Source organism: Acidovorax sp. LjRoot118 (assembly GCF_964253575.1).
In the GTDB taxonomy this organism is placed as follows: domain Bacteria; phylum Pseudomonadota; class Gammaproteobacteria; order Burkholderiales; family Burkholderiaceae_C; genus Acidovorax.
The window spans coordinates 188,645-207,463 of the sequence record NZ_CAXURB020000002.1 but is presented as its reverse complement, the minus strand read 5'-3'; the positions used below and the strand labels follow the sequence as shown (position 1 = coordinate 207,463).

20 protein-coding genes are annotated in these 18,819 nt (G+C 61.9%); 6 read left to right on the top strand and 14 right to left on the bottom strand.

Features of this window, described 5'->3' with window-relative positions; genetic code table 11:
* Nucleotides 1–17: 17 nt before the first annotated feature.
* The 4 genes from ACSQ9E_RS33735 to ACSQ9E_RS33720 form a co-directional block, all read right to left on the bottom strand.
* Nucleotides 18–653: a hypothetical protein gene (locus ACSQ9E_RS33735; protein ID WP_436220476.1), complete on the bottom strand. Its 636-nt coding sequence runs from the start codon at nucleotides 651–653 to the stop codon at nucleotides 18–20.
* A gap of 168 nt (nucleotides 654–821) precedes the next feature.
* Nucleotides 822–1,322 (bottom strand): hypothetical protein, encoded by a 501-nt coding sequence (locus ACSQ9E_RS33730; protein WP_436220475.1) that lies wholly within the window; start codon nucleotides 1,320–1,322, stop codon nucleotides 822–824.
* A gap of 15 nt (nucleotides 1,323–1,337) precedes the next feature.
* Nucleotides 1,338–1,805 (bottom strand): hypothetical protein, encoded by a 468-nt coding sequence (locus ACSQ9E_RS33725; RefSeq protein WP_436220474.1) that lies wholly within the window; start codon nucleotides 1,803–1,805, stop codon nucleotides 1,338–1,340.
* A 176-nt stretch (nucleotides 1,806–1,981) separates the two neighbouring features.
* Nucleotides 1,982–2,431: a hypothetical protein gene (locus ACSQ9E_RS33720; RefSeq protein ID WP_436220473.1), complete on the bottom strand. Its 450-nt coding sequence runs from the start codon at nucleotides 2,429–2,431 to the stop codon at nucleotides 1,982–1,984.
* Between the two features lie 277 nt (nucleotides 2,432–2,708).
* Here ACSQ9E_RS33720 and ACSQ9E_RS33715 point away from each other — a divergent pair, with 277 nt between their 5' ends.
* Nucleotides 2,709–3,281: a hypothetical protein gene (locus ACSQ9E_RS33715; protein ID WP_436220472.1), complete on the top strand. Its 573-nt coding sequence runs from the start codon at nucleotides 2,709–2,711 to the stop codon at nucleotides 3,279–3,281.
* Between the two features lie 99 nt (nucleotides 3,282–3,380).
* On the opposite strand, the gene ACSQ9E_RS33710 is transcribed toward ACSQ9E_RS33715, so the two are convergent.
* From ACSQ9E_RS33710 to ACSQ9E_RS33680, 7 genes are all read right to left on the bottom strand, one after another.
* Nucleotides 3,381–4,025, bottom strand: coding sequence for a hypothetical protein (locus ACSQ9E_RS33710; RefSeq protein ID WP_436220471.1), 645 nt, complete (start codon nucleotides 4,023–4,025; stop codon nucleotides 3,381–3,383).
* A 117-nt stretch (nucleotides 4,026–4,142) separates the two neighbouring features.
* The gene (locus tag ACSQ9E_RS33705; protein ID WP_436220470.1) at nucleotides 4,143–4,604 is read right to left on the bottom strand and encodes a hypothetical protein; all 462 of its coding nucleotides are present in this window, start codon (nucleotides 4,602–4,604) and stop codon (nucleotides 4,143–4,145) included.
* Complete coding sequence (locus ACSQ9E_RS33700; RefSeq protein ID WP_436220469.1) at nucleotides 4,601–4,801, bottom strand: hypothetical protein; 201 nt, start codon at nucleotides 4,799–4,801, stop codon at nucleotides 4,601–4,603. The genes ACSQ9E_RS33705 and ACSQ9E_RS33700 overlap by 4 nt, the downstream gene beginning before the upstream one ends.
* Before the next feature lie 328 nt (nucleotides 4,802–5,129).
* The gene (locus ACSQ9E_RS33695; protein WP_436220468.1) at nucleotides 5,130–5,852 is read right to left on the bottom strand and encodes a hypothetical protein; all 723 of its coding nucleotides are present in this window, start codon (nucleotides 5,850–5,852) and stop codon (nucleotides 5,130–5,132) included.
* A gap of 60 nt (nucleotides 5,853–5,912) precedes the next feature.
* Nucleotides 5,913–6,173, bottom strand: coding sequence for a hypothetical protein (locus tag ACSQ9E_RS33690; protein WP_436220467.1), 261 nt, complete (start codon nucleotides 6,171–6,173; stop codon nucleotides 5,913–5,915).
* A 424-nt stretch (nucleotides 6,174–6,597) separates the two neighbouring features.
* The gene (locus tag ACSQ9E_RS33685; RefSeq protein ID WP_436220466.1) at nucleotides 6,598–7,119 is read right to left on the bottom strand and encodes a hypothetical protein; all 522 of its coding nucleotides are present in this window, start codon (nucleotides 7,117–7,119) and stop codon (nucleotides 6,598–6,600) included.
* A 447-nt stretch (nucleotides 7,120–7,566) separates the two neighbouring features.
* Complete coding sequence (locus tag ACSQ9E_RS33680) at nucleotides 7,567–7,818, bottom strand: hypothetical protein (RefSeq protein WP_436220465.1); 252 nt, start codon at nucleotides 7,816–7,818, stop codon at nucleotides 7,567–7,569.
* Nucleotides 7,819–8,258: 440 nt separating this feature from the next.
* On the opposite strand from ACSQ9E_RS33680, the gene ACSQ9E_RS33675 reads away from it, so the two are divergent.
* Nucleotides 8,259–8,669, top strand: coding sequence for a hypothetical protein (locus ACSQ9E_RS33675; RefSeq protein ID WP_436220464.1), 411 nt, complete (start codon nucleotides 8,259–8,261; stop codon nucleotides 8,667–8,669).
* 84 nt (nucleotides 8,670–8,753) lie between these two features.
* Here ACSQ9E_RS33675 and ACSQ9E_RS33670 read toward each other — a convergent pair whose 3' ends face one another.
* Nucleotides 8,754–9,209 carry a hypothetical protein gene (locus ACSQ9E_RS33670; RefSeq protein WP_436220463.1) on the bottom strand — a complete coding sequence of 152 codons (456 nt, stop codon included), beginning with the start codon at nucleotides 9,207–9,209 and terminating at the stop codon, nucleotides 8,754–8,756.
* 514 nt (nucleotides 9,210–9,723) lie between these two features.
* Complete coding sequence (locus tag ACSQ9E_RS33665) at nucleotides 9,724–10,689, bottom strand: SOS response-associated peptidase family protein (protein ID WP_436220462.1); 966 nt, start codon at nucleotides 10,687–10,689, stop codon at nucleotides 9,724–9,726.
* 626 nt (nucleotides 10,690–11,315) lie between these two features.
* On the opposite strand from ACSQ9E_RS33665, the gene ACSQ9E_RS33660 reads away from it, so the two are divergent.
* The gene (locus ACSQ9E_RS33660; protein ID WP_436220461.1) at nucleotides 11,316–11,618 is read left to right on the top strand and encodes a hypothetical protein; all 303 of its coding nucleotides are present in this window, start codon (nucleotides 11,316–11,318) and stop codon (nucleotides 11,616–11,618) included.
* A gap of 1,375 nt (nucleotides 11,619–12,993) precedes the next feature.
* Here the strand turns inward: ACSQ9E_RS33660 and ACSQ9E_RS33655 are convergent.
* Complete coding sequence (locus tag ACSQ9E_RS33655; RefSeq protein WP_436220460.1) at nucleotides 12,994–13,242, bottom strand: hypothetical protein; 249 nt, start codon at nucleotides 13,240–13,242, stop codon at nucleotides 12,994–12,996.
* Between the two features lie 416 nt (nucleotides 13,243–13,658).
* On the opposite strand from ACSQ9E_RS33655, the gene imuA reads away from it, so the two are divergent.
* Genes imuA through ACSQ9E_RS33640 form a run of 3 tightly spaced genes read left to right on the top strand, consistent with a single transcriptional unit; the run spans nucleotide 13,659 to nucleotide 18,815 of the window.
* Nucleotides 13,659–14,447: a translesion DNA synthesis-associated protein ImuA gene (gene imuA / locus ACSQ9E_RS33650; protein WP_436220459.1), complete on the top strand. Its 789-nt coding sequence runs from the start codon at nucleotides 13,659–13,661 to the stop codon at nucleotides 14,445–14,447.
* The gene (locus ACSQ9E_RS33645; RefSeq protein ID WP_436220458.1) at nucleotides 14,386–15,702 is read left to right on the top strand and encodes a Y-family DNA polymerase; all 1,317 of its coding nucleotides are present in this window, start codon (nucleotides 14,386–14,388) and stop codon (nucleotides 15,700–15,702) included. Before imuA ends, ACSQ9E_RS33645 begins: the two co-directional genes overlap by 62 nt.
* 14 nt (nucleotides 15,703–15,716) lie before the next feature.
* Nucleotides 15,717–18,815 (top strand): error-prone DNA polymerase, encoded by a 3,099-nt coding sequence (locus ACSQ9E_RS33640; protein ID WP_436220457.1) that lies wholly within the window; start codon nucleotides 15,717–15,719, stop codon nucleotides 18,813–18,815.
* The last annotated feature ends 4 nt before the right edge of the window (nucleotides 18,816–18,819 follow it).

Genomic DNA, 18,819 nt, shown 5'->3' with positions numbered 1-18,819 from the left:
TCCAGTGGTGGAGTCGGTTAGTTGATGCAGGGTGCCACGCTGTAGCCGCCGATGTCAGCGAGCGCGAGGCGTTTTCGCTTCCAGCGGCGCTGCGTAGCGTCGAGCCAGGCTTCAAGCCTGTCCAGGACCTCGGCTTGCGAGCGCCGGCCGTACTCTCGTGAAATCCTGTCCGTGCACCAGCGGGCTTTCGCGGCGTCGGTCTTGCCAGGCACAAAGTACGAGTCGGCCATGTAATGCATCAGTTTGCCGGAGTAGGTAGTGAACTCTCTGTCCGACACCTTGATGCCAGCTGCGCGCATCAGGTGCAACTGGCAAGCGAAGGCCTCAAGCTCCCTCACGGTGGCACGGTTGGTTCGAGGCTCGTCGTATGGCACATCGTTGAACACCACTTTCCGCATTCTGAAGTGGTATCCCTCGTCTGTCGCTCGCGTGCGAAAGGACTCAGGCCCGAACTGGCTCGCATGGCCAAGTTCATGAAACAGGGTTGATACCGAAATGCTCGGGCCTGCCCTCGCGCCAAAGAGGTAGTTCCGATAGCCTTCAAGCCAGGGGTCGAATCGCAGAGCAGGATGGCCAGCGAACGGCAAGCGCGCGAGCCTGCCTCTGCATGCGGCCACGATGCGCCGATCTGTGGGGGTGCTCAGATCGCGCATAGGGGTGGTTTGCAGAAGCACAAGGTGCGCCGTGAGCCTGGAAGCAGGCTTGATGGCCAAGGGGAGCGGTTCGCTGGCATTGCTTGCAGAGTTGCTTTGATCAATTCAAGGTAGCACGGGAACGCGGTCACGCAAGGTTCTTTGACCTGCACTCAATCGGCGTTGTCGTCACTGCTGTCCAGGCCATGCGGCGAGGCGAGCCGCTAGTCTGGTGCACCGGGCCCCGGCGAGCCCCAGGGGCGTCACTCCCAGTTCCGCACATTGCTTGACCGCCGTGTCGCAGATCCCTCGCTGCCGCGCAAGGGCGGACTTTGGTGTCCGCACCGCACGCTCCAGCTGCTCAAGGGATTCAAGCTGCTGTTCGGTCAGCCAGGCCAGGACGGTGCCGAGTTGTACTGCCGCCGCTTCTGGGGTGCGGTCCCTGAAAAGTTGGCTCCCCTGGTCATGCAGGCCAGTATCTCGCGACGCCCGGAGTGTTGCTTGGTGGGCGGCTACCGCGAATTCTGATAGCTTCGCGTCGCCTTGGAAGTGGCCAATGCGAAGGCTCTTCCCTGTTGTGTCGTCGATGTGAATCTCACTGCCGCAGTTGCTCACCCACTCCACGTCGCGCACCTCGGGTGCGAGCGCCGAATGTGCCTGGATCACCTTACCCCAGATGCTCGTATTCATGCGCGGGTCCCCTACTCAGAAAGTGCACAAGATGCCGTCGCCAACGTCCATCCAATGGGTGGGCTGGTAGCCAAGTGCCTCGGCAGCACGGCGGGCGCCCACTGGGGTCGCTTCATTGTCTAGGCGCACGGTTTCAACGTGCCCTTGAGGCGTACCGATCCTGAGGTAGAAGCCCTTTGCTGGGTGACGCCGTGCGAAGGCGCGATCCATGATGACGACCTGGGCCGGGAAATCTGGCGGAGGCGTTCCGTCGAAGGTCTGGTTCGCGGCATTGGAAGTAGACAGCACGCATCGCCCGCTGAGATCCATGGATAGGTGTCCGGCCTTGAGGAGCGATTGAACCGTGTTCGGGAAGACGGTGCGCTCGCGCGCCTCTTCCTTTAGACGGTACAGACCGGACTCGCCCACGAAACGCAGCTGTGCGCCGCCAGTGACTTTGTCCAAGAGACTTTGCTGTGCCTCGCTCAGTTTGCGAATTCCCATCCGTGGCCTTTCCTCATTCTTCGATGCGCGCCAGTTAGGCACGCGGTTCAATGGCTACTGTACGGGAGCTCGCATCCGCGTCAATGGCCCCGAGTAGCTGCAGGTGACGCCGGTGGCCGTCGCCACAGGAATTTGGCGCTGATGTGGGGGGCTTTGATATGGGACCGCAGCGAGGATTAGAAGCGAGGCTCCCCTTCCCTGCCGGCCGCTGGTGTCGCACGGACATGTCCATCGATCAAGGCGCTTGCGCGAGCGGCCAGCACCAGGTGCAGCAACTCTGCGTCTTGTGCTGCATCAACTGCGTCCCGGTTGACTGCGGATGCCAAGGCGGACTTCAGCCAGTTAGATACATCAAAGGCCCCGAGCAGCTGGGCAATGGTTGGAAGCGCCTGTTCTCGCTTAAGGCTCTTGAGAGACTTGGCCGCCTCATTTTCCACGGCGAGAAGTTCAGCCCTGGCAGTGCTGCCCAGCCCGCCGCCTTCGATATGCGCCAGGCTGGATAGCGTGCTCAAGGATCTGAAGGCAGTGTGGGCGTCCTCGTGGTCCTCGGCCGTGGAGATCGGCGCGCGCAGGCGCTTCAATTCTCTGTGCGCGGCCGCGACGATCGTTCTTTCGAGTGTGTTCATGTAGGGCCCTTTGGGGTGGCGGAGACAGAGAGGAAAGGAGGCATCGCGCCGGCTGGTTCAGTGCGGCGTTGCCGATCTGCTCGGTGTGTGTCCGATGCCTTTGGTGTAGCCGCTCAGCAGCTGCACTGTACGTACTGCCCCCGTGACAAGCACCGGCTTTACGTCCCGTAGCGGGCGCATCGGGCCCTTGGTCATTGAGCTCGCTATGAAATCATCCAGACACCGCTTCCCGTAGGGGTGAAGAGGCACGCTCGACGCAATACAAGGAACACACGAAATGCTACGTAAGGTCTTGGCCCTATTCCGGCCGGAAGCTCAACACGGTCTGGTGATGGTGCTCGAAAAAGTAGGTGGAGGAGTGCACAAGCGAGTGGATGAGAACCGTGAACTGGTGGAGTTGCTGCATAAGAAGGCTCCTGCGCTGCTTCAGGAGTTTCCCTGGGCCGAAGACTGGCTGCGCAGCAACGACGAGGTTTTCACCGCGTTAGGACGCTTGGCCACGTCACTGGGTGCAAACAACCCGCAATTTGCTGCGGGCCCGGGATTTCCCCGCTCTTGGCCTGAAAGCTGCACTTCATCTGCGAAGGACAGTATGCCAATCGTGCCAGCTACGCCGAGCCAGCGATGGATCGACAACGCCTACCCACTTCAAAAGGTGACCGTGCACCTTCAAGGTACCAGGCACAGCAACCGTGAAGACATCATCAGCCAGCTTGAAGGGGTGCTGGAACGGCTGCGCGCCGGCGACCTGGTGGGCGAGGACCACGATGATGATTTCGGCTACCGTTTCACCGTTGAACCTGCAAGTGCCGGCCCATCGTTCTTCGATACGCCAGCAGGGTACGTCTGATGGATCGAAAAAGGGCCCCATGCGCTGGCATGGGGCCCTTCTTGATTGCTCGCCCCACAAGGGGTGGCGCAGATTCCTCCGGTGTGAACTAGTGCGCTTTCACTGGATAGCTCCTCCCGACGCCTGTTCGCTCTGCGCCGCGAGGACGTATTCAGCGCGGGCAGCTTCGAGCCGCGAGCCAAATGTGAAGTCACCCGGGGAGCCCAGGGACTCCCTTCGAGGATCGCAGACGATTCGCCATCTGCGGTCTTCATAGTTCCTGCTCACGCACCCGATCGCACCGCTGGCGTACTGCACGTTGTCGACGTACCACCCGCCATGTCGCCACGGGCTGAAGGACGGCGTCCAGTCCGGCGGCGGGCCAGCAGGTGGCAGGCTGGCGGCCGCCTGCAGGTCGACGAGCCCTGGGTGGTGGCGCCCAAAGTGCCGTGTGAGTCTGGTGACGAGTTCCACCTGGAAGGCGGCTGCGTCGGCGAGGTGGTTGCACCGGAGCCAGGCTCCCATTCCCTCGCTGATCTCGTATTCGAAGACTGTAGGGCCTTCGAGTCCAAGGCCTTGCGCCCGCGTCGCCGCAGTGCTGAGGTAGCGAGTGAACGTTGCCACCTCCGCCAATGCGCTCAGCTCGCCGCCGTAGTGCGCGAGCTCCTGATGGCTCAGTGGGCCCGTTTGCAAGAAGCCCTTGGTCAAGTAGGCGCCATGGACCAACTGGCCCAGCTTCTGTTGTTCGGAAAGTCCGTTATCCATTCTGTTCAGTCTCCAGTTTGAAGATGACAGGCACCGCCCCAGTGGGCATCTTGTGCCCATCTGGGGTTGTTTGTTGGACCAGGACGGCAAGTGCCGGACCTTCTTATGCGTTGGGCCTTACAGCTCCAGGGTCGCCTGCGCTCTGAGGCGTTTCAGCAGTTCGATCCGACTTCGCTCCTCGCGCTGGCGGAACAGGACTGATCTCGCTTCGTGGACTCCCGTGTGAAGGTCCACCACGTATCGCAGATAGGACGCAGTGGTGGGACCTCTCCATTCGGCCCAGGCCTTCCGGATGAGTTCCTTCTGTTCCTCGGTAGCCGCGAAGAAGTCGCGCCTGCAGTCCCTCCAGAGGCGCGCGAGGCGCGCGCGCTGATCAATTTCAGTCTTGCGACTGCGCTCGCGGCGCCGGGCGAGCTCACCTTCCTCGTCAAAGGAAGGCGGCGGTGGCAGCAAAGCGGCCAGAAGCGGGAACTGCTCCTCAACCTTCTTCTGCTGGCGCTGAGGCTTCGACCGCGCCATCGCAAGCTTGCGTGGTGTCCAGTCAAAGTCCTCGTAGCGTGCGTAGCGAGTGAATCTCATGGCGCCGTCAGCTCCGTCCACTCGATGGCGAGCTGGAGCGCCTGGTCGTTCGGCGGGTCAACGAGTTCACCGCTCGCGAGTTCGAACAGGGCATCGCCATCGCCATCGATGCTCGCAAGCGAGCCCTCGATGCCAAGGCCCATGCCGGCCAGCTCAGCCTCGATTTCTCGCAGGCGCTGGGTGTTCTGTGGATTCAATTGAGTCTCCCAGGTAATGGGTGGAACTCCCCGCCGGTGGGCAAGGAGCCCGACCGTGTGGTTGGATGCGCGCTGAAGCGCTTGAATTGACCAGTCTGGGTCCGCCGCAAGCGGGTGGTCCTTGTGACTGGCCTATGAGGTCGTCGCCGTAAAGGCGTTTGATGGGTGCCGGCAATCGCCGGGTTGGCAGCACTGAGGCCGAACCAGGCCATGCTAGCCGCGGGGATCTAGCCTGGCAAGCCGATGAAGTGTTGGGCTGCCTGTCGCCGGTCTGAGCCGTCCACCGAAGACGAAAACGCCCCGGCGATGGCCAGGGCGTTTCGGTTTCCTAAATGTTCAGGAGACGCAGCGTGCGCAGCGCCTCCCGGTCGCGTTCGGAGTCGGCGGAATCGATCCGCTGTTCCAGGTGGGCGATAGCGCCCGCGATGCTGCAGAAGTCGCTCTCGCTACCGTCGCCCTTTGCCTGGCTGATGGCTTGGGCGACGTCCAGGGTGGCGCCAGGTGGACACACGTTTGCGTGTCCGAACGTGTGCTTCAGGTCGAGGTCGACTAGACGTGCATCCTCAGGCATGCCGGGCGGCAGTGAGGGGAGGAAATGGTAGGTGCCCTCCTCTCCGAGCCACTCACGAACCGACTGGTTCCAGAAGCCGTCCTTGGATTCGGAGTGGATCAGCCTGCAAGCAAGTGCGCCGGTTGGCTGGAGCTGCTTGAGGGTACTGTCGAGGAGCGCGGCAACGCTATCGATAGCGTCGATGGGAATGTGCCCATCGGTACCGAATCCCAGGTTCGCGAGGCCCTGCAGTAGGTGCAACAGGGCATCTCTACGGGCTTGCTCCGCCTCGTACTCCGGGTCGGTAAACGACAGGGCGTATTCGGCATGCTGCTCATTGAACACCAGGCTGTAGGCGGCGTCCAGGACGGCCTCCTCAATCTCAGACTCGCTGGCGCCGATCGGCACCTGCGCGGTCACGTCCTTGTGGGCATAGGCTGTACGGCATACGGACAGGGTGACCGCGCAGGTCTTGGACGCTTCTTGTTGGGTGGGTGTCATGTGTGTCTTTCGATTGCCTTTCCAGTCCAAGCTGGGGTGCGGCGGTGTTGGTGGTTGCGGTCAGCAAACAGCCGGGTAGATCTGGCAGGCGTTGGCCCGTTCTTGGTCGTAGCGCAAGGCGTACGTGGAGTCGAGGTGGGCTGTCGTGAAGCAGAGATACCGCTGCACGAACCAGGTCTTGATCTCCGCCTCCTCCTGATCGGTCAGGTCGCACTTCCAGGGGTTCGCGGCGGTGAAGTCCGGATCCCGTCTTGACCAATGAACGGAGTCGATGCGGTGCCCGTCCAGGCAGATCTCCAAGTAGTGTTGTGTCGTGCTCATGGATTTCTCCCGGAGCGTGATCCGGTCCGCCATTGGGCGGTCGGATTGGGGAAGGATGATTCGAGTCATGGCTGCGAGCTTTGTCGCGTCAGGACAGACTTCCCGTGCTGGGACGTCGAGTCCCAGCGGGCTGGTGTTGGATGGGTAACAGGTTTGCCGCAAGGGCGTGGCCGATGGCCGACCTGCACTGCTGGTTCGGACAGATTGCCGATACCGCTGATTCCGTGGGAGGTGGTGCGGTTGCTGGCCATCCACGGAGGGGTTGCACCAAGAGGTGCACGAATCGCAGATGCGAACGTGGACGCATGGTAGCCGTCACCCTCGGGGCGGGCAAGCGCATGCGGTGTCGCCAAAAGAAAATCCCCGGGGCGCCGTCAGGCGCACCGGGGATGGTATGGGTTGGCCGAAAGAGCGGCCGCGGCGGCTAGGCTACCGCGGTTCGTGTGGCCATGGCGCGGATCTGCGCCTGGATCACCTCTACACCGGCAGTGCCGAGCACCGGATGGAGCTCAACTGCGCAAAGGGCCAGCGCGATCTCCAGTTCATCGTTCGCGGCTTCCTGCCCTGCTGGGGCCAGGTAGACGCGGCTGACGGACTCTGCATTGGACGGGCTGATGTCGTGGTCGACGATTTCGATCACGCCGCCGGCCTGGATGAGTGGGCGCAGGCCGTCGCAGAGGGCGTCGAACTTCTCGGGCTTGTCACCATGGCCGCCCCCTTCGCAGGAGACGTTGAAGATGATCTTGCCATCGGATTCCAGAGTGACGTGGGACTCGCCCATGTCTTCCGAGGCCTCGCCGGTGGCTTCACCAGGTGCAGCTTCCGCGAGCACCACACCGAATTCGATGAGGAACGGTGCGAAGGCGCAGAGGATCTGCTGCAGTGTCACGCCTTCCTTCACTTGAAGGTTGGTGTGGGTGCGAATGGACATGTCGTGACTGCTCATGTTTAGCTTTCTTGCTGCGTTCCGCCTTAGGGCAGGAACAGTGGATAGTGGTGCGAGGTCCCGAAGGGGACTCGCGCGGTGTTGGGTGGCTGTGGCCCTGTCCGTCTATGCGGTACAGAGGCTCAGATGGCCCAGCGGAAACAGTTCGTTCAGTGCGGCTAGGAATGCCAGGTCGGTCGTCTCCTTCGAGGCCCCGATAGGCGTTTCAAAATCAACTTGAAATCGCTGTCCGGCGATGACAATCCAGCCCGTGTGAATGCACTTGGTGTGTGCCTTATTTCACGGAAATGCAGCCTTCGCTGCGTTGTGGCCTTGCGGCCGATTTCTTGCGCTTGCAAGCTCGACCGAGTGGCGGCGGTGCCGTCAGCTCAGCTGCTGCTGGCGCTGGTACAAGACCGTGCATCGAGCGATGAGGTCCTGCAGGTTCTGATGGCCGTGGAGGCCGTGCTACTGGCGCAACTGGGTGCGGCGCAGGATTTCGTCGGTGGACCGGCTCAGGACCTTCGCGATGGTGATGACGCCCATGCGCAATCTAGTCCTATGGCCTTCGGTCCAGTCGCCATAGTCCATGTGGCAATGGCGCTCGATGTAGTCATCGGCCTGGCAGCCGAGGAAGTCCGAAGCGCCTTCGAGGTTGGCGTCGAATCGGTCGCCATTCTCGTAGTTCGCGACGAGAGCCCCTTTGTGAGGGCCCTTCAAAGTATGCGTGCATCAGGCTCATCGGCCATGAAGTTGAGCCCGCGATGTAGGGGGGACTATTCAGTCCCCTCGGCGGCGTATGCGAAGAGATCTAGAGTTTCCATTGGGGCTTCTGACGGAGCGCCACCACAAGGGCAGTGCCCGTGTGGGTGAATGGATTGAGGCCTGTTGCTCAGGCCGCTGGTATTGGGCTGCCCTTTGGGGGCAGATCGACGCCTAAGCGTACGTGGGCGGATTGTGGGCCCGTGCAGCACACGTTGCAAGCCTATGAGGTGTTGGCCTCCACGTTCTGACACTGGATGTCAGTTCCCGCACCCCAGCCGCGCAAGTTCACCGTTGCCGACTGTGGCCATTCGTAAGAAAATTGTATGGGCCATGCATTTAAACAGGTCTTTTCGGTGGACACCCCCACTACGCAGCCTCGCACGAAAGTACATCTCATGACGGAGTCTGAACAATACGATGCCCGGCTAAATAGGCTCGCAATGGAGCTGACGCCAGAGCAAATGCAGGCGCTAGAAGTAACGAATCCAGCCGTAGCCGGATTGGTAAAGCTGCGAAAGATGGAACTGGATGGAACTCCGCTCGAAGAGATTCGGGCCGAGATCAAATTACAGGCCTCTGCAAAGCAGCGCTCCACAGCAACAACCTTGTACTCTGATGAGAAGAAGAGTTCGCTGGCCAGTCGGATGGCGGCTAGGAGGTCTGATCTGTTAGCGGCGCAGCGCGTCCCCAGCCGAGACATAAAGATTCTCAGCAAGGATCCCGTGGACATGAGCAGCCCATTTTCACAGGAGCTAGATCCCTCGGTGGAGTGCCACTCGAAGTTGGACGGCGGCTCGCCGACCTGAGTCCAGCGCCCATGAGGCGGCTGCCCCTTGAACTCACAGACATTTATCGTGTAGCCGCAGGCTTGTGCGAGATTGATGGGCTGCTCACGGTGCTGTATCAAGGCAGCTGCCTTCGGCATTTGCCACGGCCGCGCGCGATGTGGCGATGACTTCCTCGACCCTGGCCCAGGTGCGCGCAAGATGTGCACGAGCGCGATCTTGCTCTTCAAGTAGGTTTTCGTAGCTCGCATTGGCCGGGTTCTCTGGGCCTCCACAGGAGGGCATGAAGGGGCTCTGATGGCTTTCAGTCTGTGAGCCCTCTCCTTCGCGCTGCGGTTGCGCGAGTAGCTCAAGCTGCAAGGCGACACCACCATGGTGGTCCAATGCCCAGAGCCAGGATCTGGCGGTCTCCTCGTGCCCGATAGCTCCCAGGGCTCCAAGGATTTGGAGGCTCATGCCCGGGGTCAGGCCCGCAATGTACTTTGCGCCTGCGATCGGCAGCCGGTGCGAGCCCGCCGCGGTGTCGATGGTGACGCACTGTGGTTGGGGGGCGTTGGTCATCGTTCGAACTGTCTTGCGAGAAACGATCCGCGCCGGCTTACGCGCGGCTTTGGCGGAACGCTACGCGGGGCGCATATCGACGATGTAGCTCCATAGCTTGACTGTGGGTCACACGAACGCAGATTGGATCGCAGGTCACATAGAGCCCGGCTTGGCGTAGGCGCTTGGCCACGCGGAAGGCAGCGGCGCGAGGCAATAGCCGCGCCTTGTGCCCGACCTGTCGCCCGCTAAGCAGGCCCCCATTTCCATGGTGGCGGACCTGGTAGAGCTTGCGCAGGGAGTCTGAGCCGCCCGGCTGAAGTTTGGGATGGCCCTCGGGCGGGCGACCATGCTGCGTGTGGAGGAACTGCGCTGATTTGGCCGAAAGGCCGTGCGCTGGGGATAGTGAGGGCATAAGGGCTTCCGTGGTGCGACGAGTCCAGTATTCGCCCAATGGCGGCCGCGTCAAGGCCCTGCATCTCCTTTGCGGCCGAGTGGAGTTTTGCCATGCTCCATTGGCGGTGTCAGCTGTGCCCTACGCTGCTATCCGGTGCTCGTAGTAAGGCCGTATCGCTTCCTTTGCGCGCAGGATGCGATAGCTCTCTGCCAGGTTGTTGCGGTCTGGCTGCAGCCAAGCGTCCAGATTGGAAGGATCGATGGGGATCACGCACCGATCGTGCCCCGCCTGGCTGACCTCCGGTGGCGGATCGTCGGTTACCAGCGCGACAGAGTAGAGGTCCTCTTTTCCAGGGGCCGTCCAGTGTGCCCACACGCAGGCCAGCAGCATGTTGTGTTCAGGCCTTGGTTTGAATTCCAGGATCACGTCCTCAACCTTCTCGCCTTCTGCGAGTGAGCGCTGCTCTGCGCGGTGCCTGTTGACGTGTTCGTAGAAGGCGCTGGCGAGAACGACTCCATGGGTGATGCCGAATACGCCGGACCAGTAGCCTTCCAGGGAGGTCATTCTTGCGTTGTACGTACCAGGAAAGCGGTGATCGTTCGCCTCGGGCTTACCCGGCGGCCGGCACAAGTACCGCATCGGCCTCAGCACACGGCGTCCGTCTTCCCAGATCATCACAGGGAGGTAGTAGCCGGGGTAGATCCGTGAGTCGCTATCGCGGGGCTGGGCCCGGTTCAAGTGCGCGAGCTTCTGCAGGGCTCCCTCGATCTTGTCCGTGGCGATGCGCCGCTCTTCGCTCCACTTCTTGGTGAGCTTCTGGACCAGCTGGCGATCGGCCTCGACAAGGCGCGCCTTTTGTTCAAAAACGAGTTGTTGCAGCCGCACGGCTTCTGCCTCACGGTGCTGACGGATTAGGGTGGCGATCTCCGCCATCTTGGAATCAGGGTCGTTGAGAAATGCGTCCTCGAGCGCTTTGGGCACTGGAAGTTTGGCACCCCCGTTCCTGCGGACGAACAGTCGGTAGAACTCACGGATATCGATGTCGGCGCCGTATGCTCTCGTGTAGCGCCTGTAGTCCGCCCAGGTTTGCGCGCTGTAACACATCGACCGAACTCCTATCGTTGATGGTGGTCTTCGGGAATTGATTTCCTATGGTATCGCGTTCGCTCCGCAAACCGCTTCGCCGGCAACCTCTGCATGTGAATGGCGTCTTCCTCTTCCCCCGCGGTGCTCTGACGAGCTTTCGTGGTCGGCGATAGAATGCGCGCAGCACGGCATTTTTGCTGAGCCGCTGGGCATCTCCCGGCCTTTCCACTGGCCTCCCGAGGCCAGACCATCGGGGCGCAACGGTTTCCGTCTGCTGACCTTGATTCCCAACATCCCCCACGGGCAAGCCATTGCCCATTGCGGCATGGAGCCTGTTCCAATCCCAAGGAAGAATTCCATGCACATTGCAACCAGGGCTGAGCCGCGCTCGCCTAGCGGTGCCCGGCGGTCCATCAGCGACGACGACCTGTGCTCCGAATGCTCAGCTTGCTCCTATCGCCCCGGCGAAACGAGCTCCTGTGCCAAGGGATGGCCCACGTCGCCATCACCTGACGGCTACATCACATCCTGCGCGTTCTACGCTTCGCAGGAACGCCGGTCCCAGTAGGGCCGGCACCATCAACCCGGTCGGGCAGCTCAGCCCGACTGGGGCAGCTGCTCGCCACACTTTGGAGACTTCCAGTATGGCTCAACAGCAGATGAGTTTTGAGATTGCGGTGGACGAACCACCACTCATGGCCGAAGGTGAAATTCGCAACGCCGGTGAATGGCAAGTGCGCAATTTCCGCGGCTTTCAGCAGGCCCGTGAAGGGCGTTCAGGTCGTTGGCGCTTCTATGTCTGCGGCTTCGTGCCGACGAGCTCCGGCGTCGCCGGCAGTTGCACTGTGCTCCGGGCCGACGGGACCAAGGAGTCTGTGAAGATCGACGCACGCGACCGGATACTGGTCGCTGGGCAGTGGTATGGCCGTGGGCATTGGAATCACTGAATGGTCACCACCACCATGACTCAGGACCCAGCCGGGTGCCCTGGACACAAGAGCCATGCGCTTGGTACAGCTGCCACTGAATACGTGATCGGCTATGCCTTTTCTACGAGCGAGGCAGCGGTGCTTCACGGCTATAGCGCAGCAGGGTGCTTTACCGTGTCTGTGGGCACGAATACTGCTGCCTTCGCTACGCCTGCAGCTGCCTTGCATGCTGCATCGCTGACTGGGCTCAAGCCCGGTCGGTGGTCGATAGACCACCCTGACAACCGGTCGTTGGCATGCGCCTCGGCCTTTTTACCGATGCCTTCTGCTTCGTCTCTGACGCCGCAGTAGGCCGTAAAGATCCGGTCGAATAGGCGACCTTCAAATGAGGCCCCGGGCGTGATCTATCGATCGTGTCCGGGGCTTTTTGCGTTTCGAGCGGCGGTTCTGCGCCGGTCGCTGATCAGCGAGAATCTGGCACTCGGGCAGCTTGAACGGAACAGATATGGACGCATCCCCCTCTTCCCCCCGCCTTCTGGCCATAGTGGCGGTGGAGCCGTCTCAGCGTGTGCAGTGTCAGCAACCAGCCTGCAATCACGGGGTCTATGCCGCCATCCACGTTGTCAGGGATGAGGGGCGCGTTCTGGTGTTGGGCTCCACGTGCTTTGAGAAGCGATACGGATCGTCCTCTGCCCTGGGCAGGCCAGCGTATGACAATGCCGGTGGATCAGGCCGTCGGCTCACGGCGGAGGAGCGGCGCCTGCTGGTGGAAAACACCGCAGCATTGATCGCCAGGTTTGAGGACGAGACTGAACGTGAAAGACAGGCCGCGCTTGAGCAGGAAAAGCTTCTCAGAGAAGCCGCTGCCGCGAGGCAGCCGCCTGCCCCGTCCCCTGCCCTTCGATTCTCCGATGACTTGGGCCCGCCAGGCCGGCGCTGGCCATGGCTGTGGCATTCGGGCAGCTCGGTCGGGTTGCTCACTTCACCCGTTGGTCAACAGTGGGTGCGGCAGGAGCACCGAGACAGGTACCAGACGTTGGCGCCCTGGCCAGCGTTCCGGGGTTGGCAGACAGAGTTGCCGACTTCTGTGGGCACTCCCGACGAAAACTTAGGCGCGCTTGTCGTGAGCGACATTGTTTCGGCGCTGAAGACACTCAAGGCGATGGGATACGCAGGACCGCTTGTGGGGTCGTGGCAGACAATCCAGCCAAGTCTCGATGGTTTTGCTCGCTCCAGGGGGCGCTGGTAAATGGCAACCGAGCTCTCAATTCACCTTGGTCGGGCTCGGGGCCCAACTGGCCTGCTAAGCGCTGCGCTGGCAACGTCAAGGCGCGGCCTGTGTTCTCCGCGCTGCCCATACCTCGCCCACCCCGTGCAATTCGCAGCGTGACCGTCAATCACCCTTAGAACAGTCGGCATCACCAACCGGGTCTGCTGCCTCGTTTTCGTAGGGCTGACCCTCTGCGGCCGCCAGTGCCAAAGTGCCAGCGTCGAGTGCCGCCGCCCAGCTGTCGAAATCGCATTCCGATGCCGAGTGGGGCTTGAAGACCAGCGCCTCGTTCGCTTTCTGCTCAAGGACGATCCAGCGAAACGCTTCGTCGCTATCAGGGTCAGGGATGATCTGCAGGCAATACGAAGGCATGCGTGTCTCCAATGATTGAATCCGAGTTTACGTTGTGCATGTGCGCACCATCATGGGTGAGCGTAGCACTGCGCTCAGGTAGGACGGGGCCGGATCCTCTGCCGCCGACGGTACACAACCTGCCAAGCTTGTCGAAGACGGATAGATGGCGCCCGATCCTCGACAACGAGCTGGGAGTGAGTCAGAGGTAGCAGTAGCAGCCGGTAAAGCCCGGCACGCCCGATCTCCGCAGCCAGGTGATGATTTTGTAACAGGCGTCGCATGATCTTTGGGGGCCGATTGGCTTCCAAGAGCCCGAGAAGTCTGGAAAGCTTGCTACAAACCTTGCTGTCCAAAGACCCTGCAGCCAGGTACACCCCTACATGGGAAAACGCGGCACGGCCATACACTGTAAATAACTACAGTATTTGCACCCGATGTCAGCCCTCCTTCATTCCTTCGACCCACACGCCTTGCCGCCAGGCGTGCGCGAAGCCGTTTGGCTCGGTGGGGAGATGGGCCGCCAGGAAGGTGAGACCGTGGCCACGGGGTTTTCGGAGCTGGACGCGGTGTTGCCTGGGAGTGGTTGGCCAACCAGAGCGCTCACCGAGGTGCTGTCCGCGCAGGCGCCGCTTTGCGAATGGCGCCTGCTGGGGGGCTCTTTGCCCTCGCTCGTGGCCGGTGGGGGCCAGATCCTGCTCGTCGCTCCGCCGCAGCCGCCGCATGCCGGCGGCCTGCAGCAGCTAGGGCTGCCACCAGAACGCCTCGTCTGGATCCAGGCGAAGACGCCTGCGGAGCGCTTGTGGGCCACAGAGCAGCTGATCAAGTCCAATCCCAAGGGGGCGGTGCTTGCCTGGTTGCCGCAGGCTCAGGCCGAGCAGATCCGTCGCCTGCAGGTGCACGCTCAGTCCTGCCAGTCCCCAGTCTTCCTGTTTCGGCCTTTGGCGGCTGAGCGGGAGGCTTCGCCCGCACCTCTGCGCATCAAGGCAGCATTGGGTACCGGATGGCACATCGATGTGACTGTGCTCAAACGGCGCGGCACCCCTTTCAGCGGGGTGTTGCGCCTGGTCGCAGTTCCCGACCGCCTTGATCGTGTGTTGCCCCCGCGCCTGCGCCGCATGGGCATTGAGGTTGTTGCTCCCCTGCGCAGCCAGGAGGCCTCCCATGATTGGAATCTGGGCCGCACTGAGTCCCTCCAAGAACCCCGACTCCTGCACGGCCATTGATCTTCAGGGGCTGGCTATCTGGGCGTTGCAGTTCACGCCTCGGGTGGCCATGGCCGAAGGAGAAGCCGTGTTGCTCGAGATCGGGGCCAGCGTGCGCCTGTTCGGCGGCCTGGAGAACCTGCGCCTGCGCATCGAGGGGGAGGCGACGGAGCTGGGGATAGATGCCATCTCGTGGGCCCCCACCGGCACCGCCGCCTTGGCGTTGCTGAGGTGCCGCGAAGGGGATGGGTTTGCCCGCCCTCTCCCTTCGATCCTTGACAAGTTGCCGCTGGAGACCATCACAGCCGTGGCGCGCCACCAGGGGACGCTCCACCGCCTGGGTTCGCGGACCCTTGGCGACGTGCGCAAGCTGCCGCGCGGCGGCTTGGGCCGGCGCTTTGACAAGCAGCTCCTGACAGCGCTGGACCAGGCATACGGCCTGCGCCCGGAGGTCTATGAGTGGGTACCCCTTCCTGAGACGTTCTCGGCCCGCCTGGAGTTTCAGTTCCGGGTGGAGCACGCCGCGGCGCTCATGTTCGGCGCGCGCCGGCTCCTGCTGCAGATGTCGGGCTGGCTGGCGGCTCGCCACATGGGCGTCACCGCCTTTACTCTCCGCTGGTGCCATGACGCCATGCGGGCGAAGACTGCAGGCACAGGTGGCGAGCTCACCGTGCGCACCGCTGAGGCCACGCAGTCAGTTGAGCACCTGGGCCGGCTGCTGACAGAGCATCTGGCCAAGGTCGAGCTGCTGGCGCCGGCGGGCGACATCGAACTGCTGGCCACCGAGACCATCCCGATTACGCAAGAGAGCAAGTCGCTGCTCCCGGACACCATCCGACAAGGTGAGGCTACCGCGCTGGTCCTAGAACGCATTCAGGCGCGCCTCGGGAAGGAGCGGGTAGTGCGCCCGCGACTTGTTGAGGACCACCGTCCTGAATGCATACAGCAATGGCTGCCAGCCGAGCAGCCACTACCGCGCGCCAGCGTGATCGACCACCATTTTCCGCTGCCAGGCTGGCTGTTGGCAGAGCCCCTGCGCCTGGCCGAAAGAGACAACCGTCCCATGTACCAGGGGCAGCTGCAGATACTGCTCGGCCCGGACCGCGTCGAGGGTGGCTGGTGGGATCGACAGGGCAAGGTGGAGGGGGCGGCGCCAGGAACCGTGCAGCGCGACTATTTCGTGGCCCTCAGCCACCATGCAGGCCTGCTTCTGGTTTTCCAGCGCCGCCTTGCCGGTGATGAGACGGGCTGGTTCCTCCACGGGCAATACGCCTGACGCGAACGTTTGCCATGTCCCTGCCCTCGTATTGCGAGTTGCGCGCGCGTTCCAACTACTCCTTCCTGACCGCTGCCAGCTGGCCGGAAGAGCTGGTGGAGCGCGCGCATGAACTTGGCTATAGCGCTATCGCGGTGACCGACGAGTGCACCCTCGCCGGCGTCGTGCGCGCGCACACGGCGGCGAAAGAAGCAGGGATGAAGCTGCTCATAGGATCGCAGTTCAATGTGCAAGCTGAACTTCCCTTCGTGATGGTGGTGCTGGCGCAGAACCTCAACGGATACGGAAACCTTTGCGAGTTCATCACGGTCCTGCGGCGCTCATCTGAAAAGGGGACCTACGAGCTGCGGCGCAACCTGATCGAGGGCGCTGCACTGGCAGACTGCCTGGTGATGGTCTCGCCGATGCGGGCTGCCACCGATGAGCAGCTGGAGGAGCTCGGCCGGTGGACGTTGAAGCACTTCACTGGCCGCGCCTGGCTAGGGCTAGACCTCAATCGGCGCATCGATGATGAGCTTTGGCTTCACCGCTTGCGGCAGCTGTCCGCTCTGACCGCCCTCCCTCTCGTGGCTCTGGGCGATGTGCACATGCACTTGCGCAGCAGGAAGCCACTGCAGGACGTGCTCACGGCCACGAGAGTGGGCAAGCCTTTGACCGAGTGCGGCTACGAGCTCGAGCGCAGCGCGGAGCGTCATCTCCGCAGCCGCCTCCGGCTGGGCCAGACCTATCCGGCGGATCTGCTCGCCGAAACGCTGCGCGTGGCAGAGCGATGCAATTTCTCGCTCGAAGAACTGCGCTACCAGTACCCCGAAGAAGTTGTTCCAGCCGGGCACACGCCGAGCAGCTTTCTGCGCCAGGCCACCTACGAAGGCGCCGGCCGGCGCTGGCCTCATGGAATCAGCGCGAAGAACCAGGCCCAAATTGAGCACGAACTGGAACTCATAACCGAGTTGGGCTACGACCATTATTTCCTCACGGTCTACGACATCGTTGCCTTTGCTCGGTCAAAGAACATCCTGTGCCAAGGTCGCGGTAGCGCCGCGAACAGTGTGGTGTGTTTTTGCTTGGGCATCACCGAAGTGGATCCCGACAGGATGGCGATGCTGTTCGAAAGGTTCATCTCGCGCGAAAGAGCTGAGCCACCTGACATTGACGTTGACTTCGAGCATGAGCGGCGCGAAGAGGTGATCCAGTACCTCTACCGGCGGTATGGCCGCGACCGTGCGGCCTTGACGGCGGTGGTCATCAGCTACCGACCTCGCTCGGCGATTCGAGACGTTGGCAAGGCATTGGGCTTTGACCAGGCCACACTTGATGGACTGACCTCAGGCCAGCAGTGGTGGGATGGATCTGAGGTCCGCACTGAGCGATTCCTGGAGCTGGGGTTGTCGCTGGATGATCTGGCAGTCCGGCAGCTCATTGAGATTGCGACCCAGCTGATGACCTTTCCACGTCATCTGTCTCAACACCCAGGCGGCTTCGTGCTCACGAAGGGGCTGCTCAGCCGCGTAGTGCCGGTGCAGAACGCGACCATGCAGGACCGCACGATTATCGAGTGGTCGAAGGATGATTTGGACCTGCTCGGCATCCTCAAAGTTGACGTGCTCGCCCTGGGAATGCTCACCGCTATCAACAAGGCCCTTGCACTAGTCAGCCAACGCAGGGGCTTTGATTTCTCGATGCAAGACATCCCAGCAGAAGACCGCGAGACATACCGGATGGTCTCGCGTGCGGATACGGTCGGCGTGTTCCAGATCGAGAGCCGCGCGCAGATGTCTATGCTGCCGCGACTACGGCCTGTTTGCTTTTTCGACCTTGTGATTGCCGTGTCCATCGTGCGGCCCGGACCAATACAAGGTGGCATGGTCCATCCATATTTGCGACGGCGCCAGGGACTTGAGCAAGTGACGTACCCGAGCCCCGAAATCGAGGAGGTTCTTGGCTCAACGTTGGGTGTTGCATTGTTCCAAGAACAGGCCTTGAAAATGGCCATCGTTGTTGCAGGCTTCACGCCCGGCGAGGCTGACGAAATGCGACGCGCAATGGCTGCGTGGAAGCGAAAAGGTGGGATTGAAAAATACCGAACGAGGGTCATCGATGGCATGCGGGCCCGTGGGTACGACGACACCTTTGCCGAATCCATTTTTCAACAGATGCTTGGGTTCAGCGGCTACGGTTTTCCGATGTCTCACGCGGCCTCGTTTGCCCTTCTAGTTTACGCCAGTTGCTGGCTCAAAAGACACGAGCCTGCAGCATTCCTTTGCGCCCTTTTAAATAGCCAGCCAATGGGCTTTTACACGCCCTCTCAACTCGTGCAGGATGCCCGTCGGCACCGTGTTCAGGTCCGCCCAATCGATGTCATGCACAGCCTGGTCGAATCTTCGCTAGAGGATCTTCCAGCGGTACCCGCGGTGCGTCTTGGGATGCATCTGGTGGAGGGGCTGCGTGCGAGCGCTGCGGATAGCATCGTGAGAGCCCGTGAGGTCGCACCATTCGACAGTGCGGATGACCTGGCTAGGAGAGCGCACCTGGAGCAGCACGAGATGAAGCTGCTCGCCGCTGCAGACGCGCTGGGCAGTCTCTCTGGCCATCGCCGCCAACAGGTCTGGGATGCAGCGGGGCTCCACGCTGTACCTGAGCTGCTGCATGACGCACCGATCGATGAGGACTATCTTGAGCTGCAGGCCGCACCCGAGGGTGAAGAGATCGTGTGGGACTACGCCTCGACGGGGCTCACCTTGCGCCGACATCCGCTTGCACTGCTGCGCCCGCGGATGGCCGCCAAGCGACTGCTTTCGTCACGAGATCTTCGGCATATCCCGGACGGGCGGGAGGTTCGCGTGGCCGGCATTGTCACGTTGCGTCAGCAGCCGTCTACAGCCAACGGCACTGTCTTCGTGAGCTTGGAAGATGAGTTCGGTGCGATCCAAGTGATCGTGTGGTCGGCCTTGCGCGATGAGCAACGCAGTGTGCTCTTGGAGTCCCGACTCTTGGCGGTGAAAGGGGTGTGGCAGAAGCGCGGTTCCGTGTGCAACCTGATCGCACATCGGCTGGTCGATCTGACGCCGTGGCTCGGACGGCTGGGAAAATTGGGAAGTCGCGACTTCAAGTAGTCCT

What these genes read in the sequence shown, in the direction of transcription:
- ACSQ9E_RS33720 (WP_436220473.1), bottom strand. Translation starts at nt 2,431, where the DNA reads ATGAACACACTCGAAAGAACGATCGTCGCGGCCGCGCACAGAGAATTG.
- ACSQ9E_RS33685 (WP_436220466.1), bottom strand. Translation starts at nt 7,119, where the DNA reads ATGAGCAGTCACGACATGTCCATTCGCACCCACACCAACCTTCAAGTG.
- ACSQ9E_RS33675 (WP_436220464.1), top strand. Translation starts at nt 8,259, where the DNA reads ATGACGGAGTCTGAACAATACGATGCCCGGCTAAATAGGCTCGCAATG.
- ACSQ9E_RS33725 (WP_436220474.1), bottom strand. Translation starts at nt 1,805, where the DNA reads ATGGGAATTCGCAAACTGAGCGAGGCACAGCAAAGTCTCTTGGACAAA.
- ACSQ9E_RS33690 (WP_436220467.1), bottom strand. Translation starts at nt 6,173, where the DNA reads ATGAGCACGACACAACACTACTTGGAGATCTGCCTGGACGGGCACCGC.
- ACSQ9E_RS33695 (WP_436220468.1), bottom strand. Translation starts at nt 5,852, where the DNA reads ATGACACCCACCCAACAAGAAGCGTCCAAGACCTGCGCGGTCACCCTG.
- ACSQ9E_RS33715 (WP_436220472.1), top strand. Translation starts at nt 2,709, where the DNA reads ATGCTACGTAAGGTCTTGGCCCTATTCCGGCCGGAAGCTCAACACGGT.
- ACSQ9E_RS33645 (WP_436220458.1), top strand. Translation starts at nt 14,386, where the DNA reads ATGATTGGAATCTGGGCCGCACTGAGTCCCTCCAAGAACCCCGACTCC.
- ACSQ9E_RS33730 (WP_436220475.1), bottom strand. Translation starts at nt 1,322, where the DNA reads ATGAATACGAGCATCTGGGGTAAGGTGATCCAGGCACATTCGGCGCTC.
- ACSQ9E_RS33705 (WP_436220470.1), bottom strand. Translation starts at nt 4,604, where the DNA reads ATGAGATTCACTCGCTACGCACGCTACGAGGACTTTGACTGGACACCA.
- ACSQ9E_RS33640 (WP_436220457.1), top strand. Translation starts at nt 15,717, where the DNA reads ATGTCCCTGCCCTCGTATTGCGAGTTGCGCGCGCGTTCCAACTACTCC.
- ACSQ9E_RS33710 (WP_436220471.1), bottom strand. Translation starts at nt 4,025, where the DNA reads ATGGATAACGGACTTTCCGAACAACAGAAGCTGGGCCAGTTGGTCCAT.
- ACSQ9E_RS33735 (WP_436220476.1), bottom strand. Translation starts at nt 653, where the DNA reads ATGCGCGATCTGAGCACCCCCACAGATCGGCGCATCGTGGCCGCATGC.
- ACSQ9E_RS33670 (WP_436220463.1), bottom strand. Translation starts at nt 9,209, where the DNA reads ATGACCAACGCCCCCCAACCACAGTGCGTCACCATCGACACCGCGGCG.
- ACSQ9E_RS33660 (WP_436220461.1), top strand. Translation starts at nt 11,316, where the DNA reads ATGGCTCAACAGCAGATGAGTTTTGAGATTGCGGTGGACGAACCACCA.
- ACSQ9E_RS33655 (WP_436220460.1), bottom strand. Translation starts at nt 13,242, where the DNA reads ATGCCTTCGTATTGCCTGCAGATCATCCCTGACCCTGATAGCGACGAA.
- ACSQ9E_RS33665 (WP_436220462.1), bottom strand. Translation starts at nt 10,689, where the DNA reads ATGTGTTACAGCGCGCAAACCTGGGCGGACTACAGGCGCTACACGAGA.
- imuA (WP_436220459.1), top strand. Translation starts at nt 13,659, where the DNA reads ATGTCAGCCCTCCTTCATTCCTTCGACCCACACGCCTTGCCGCCAGGC.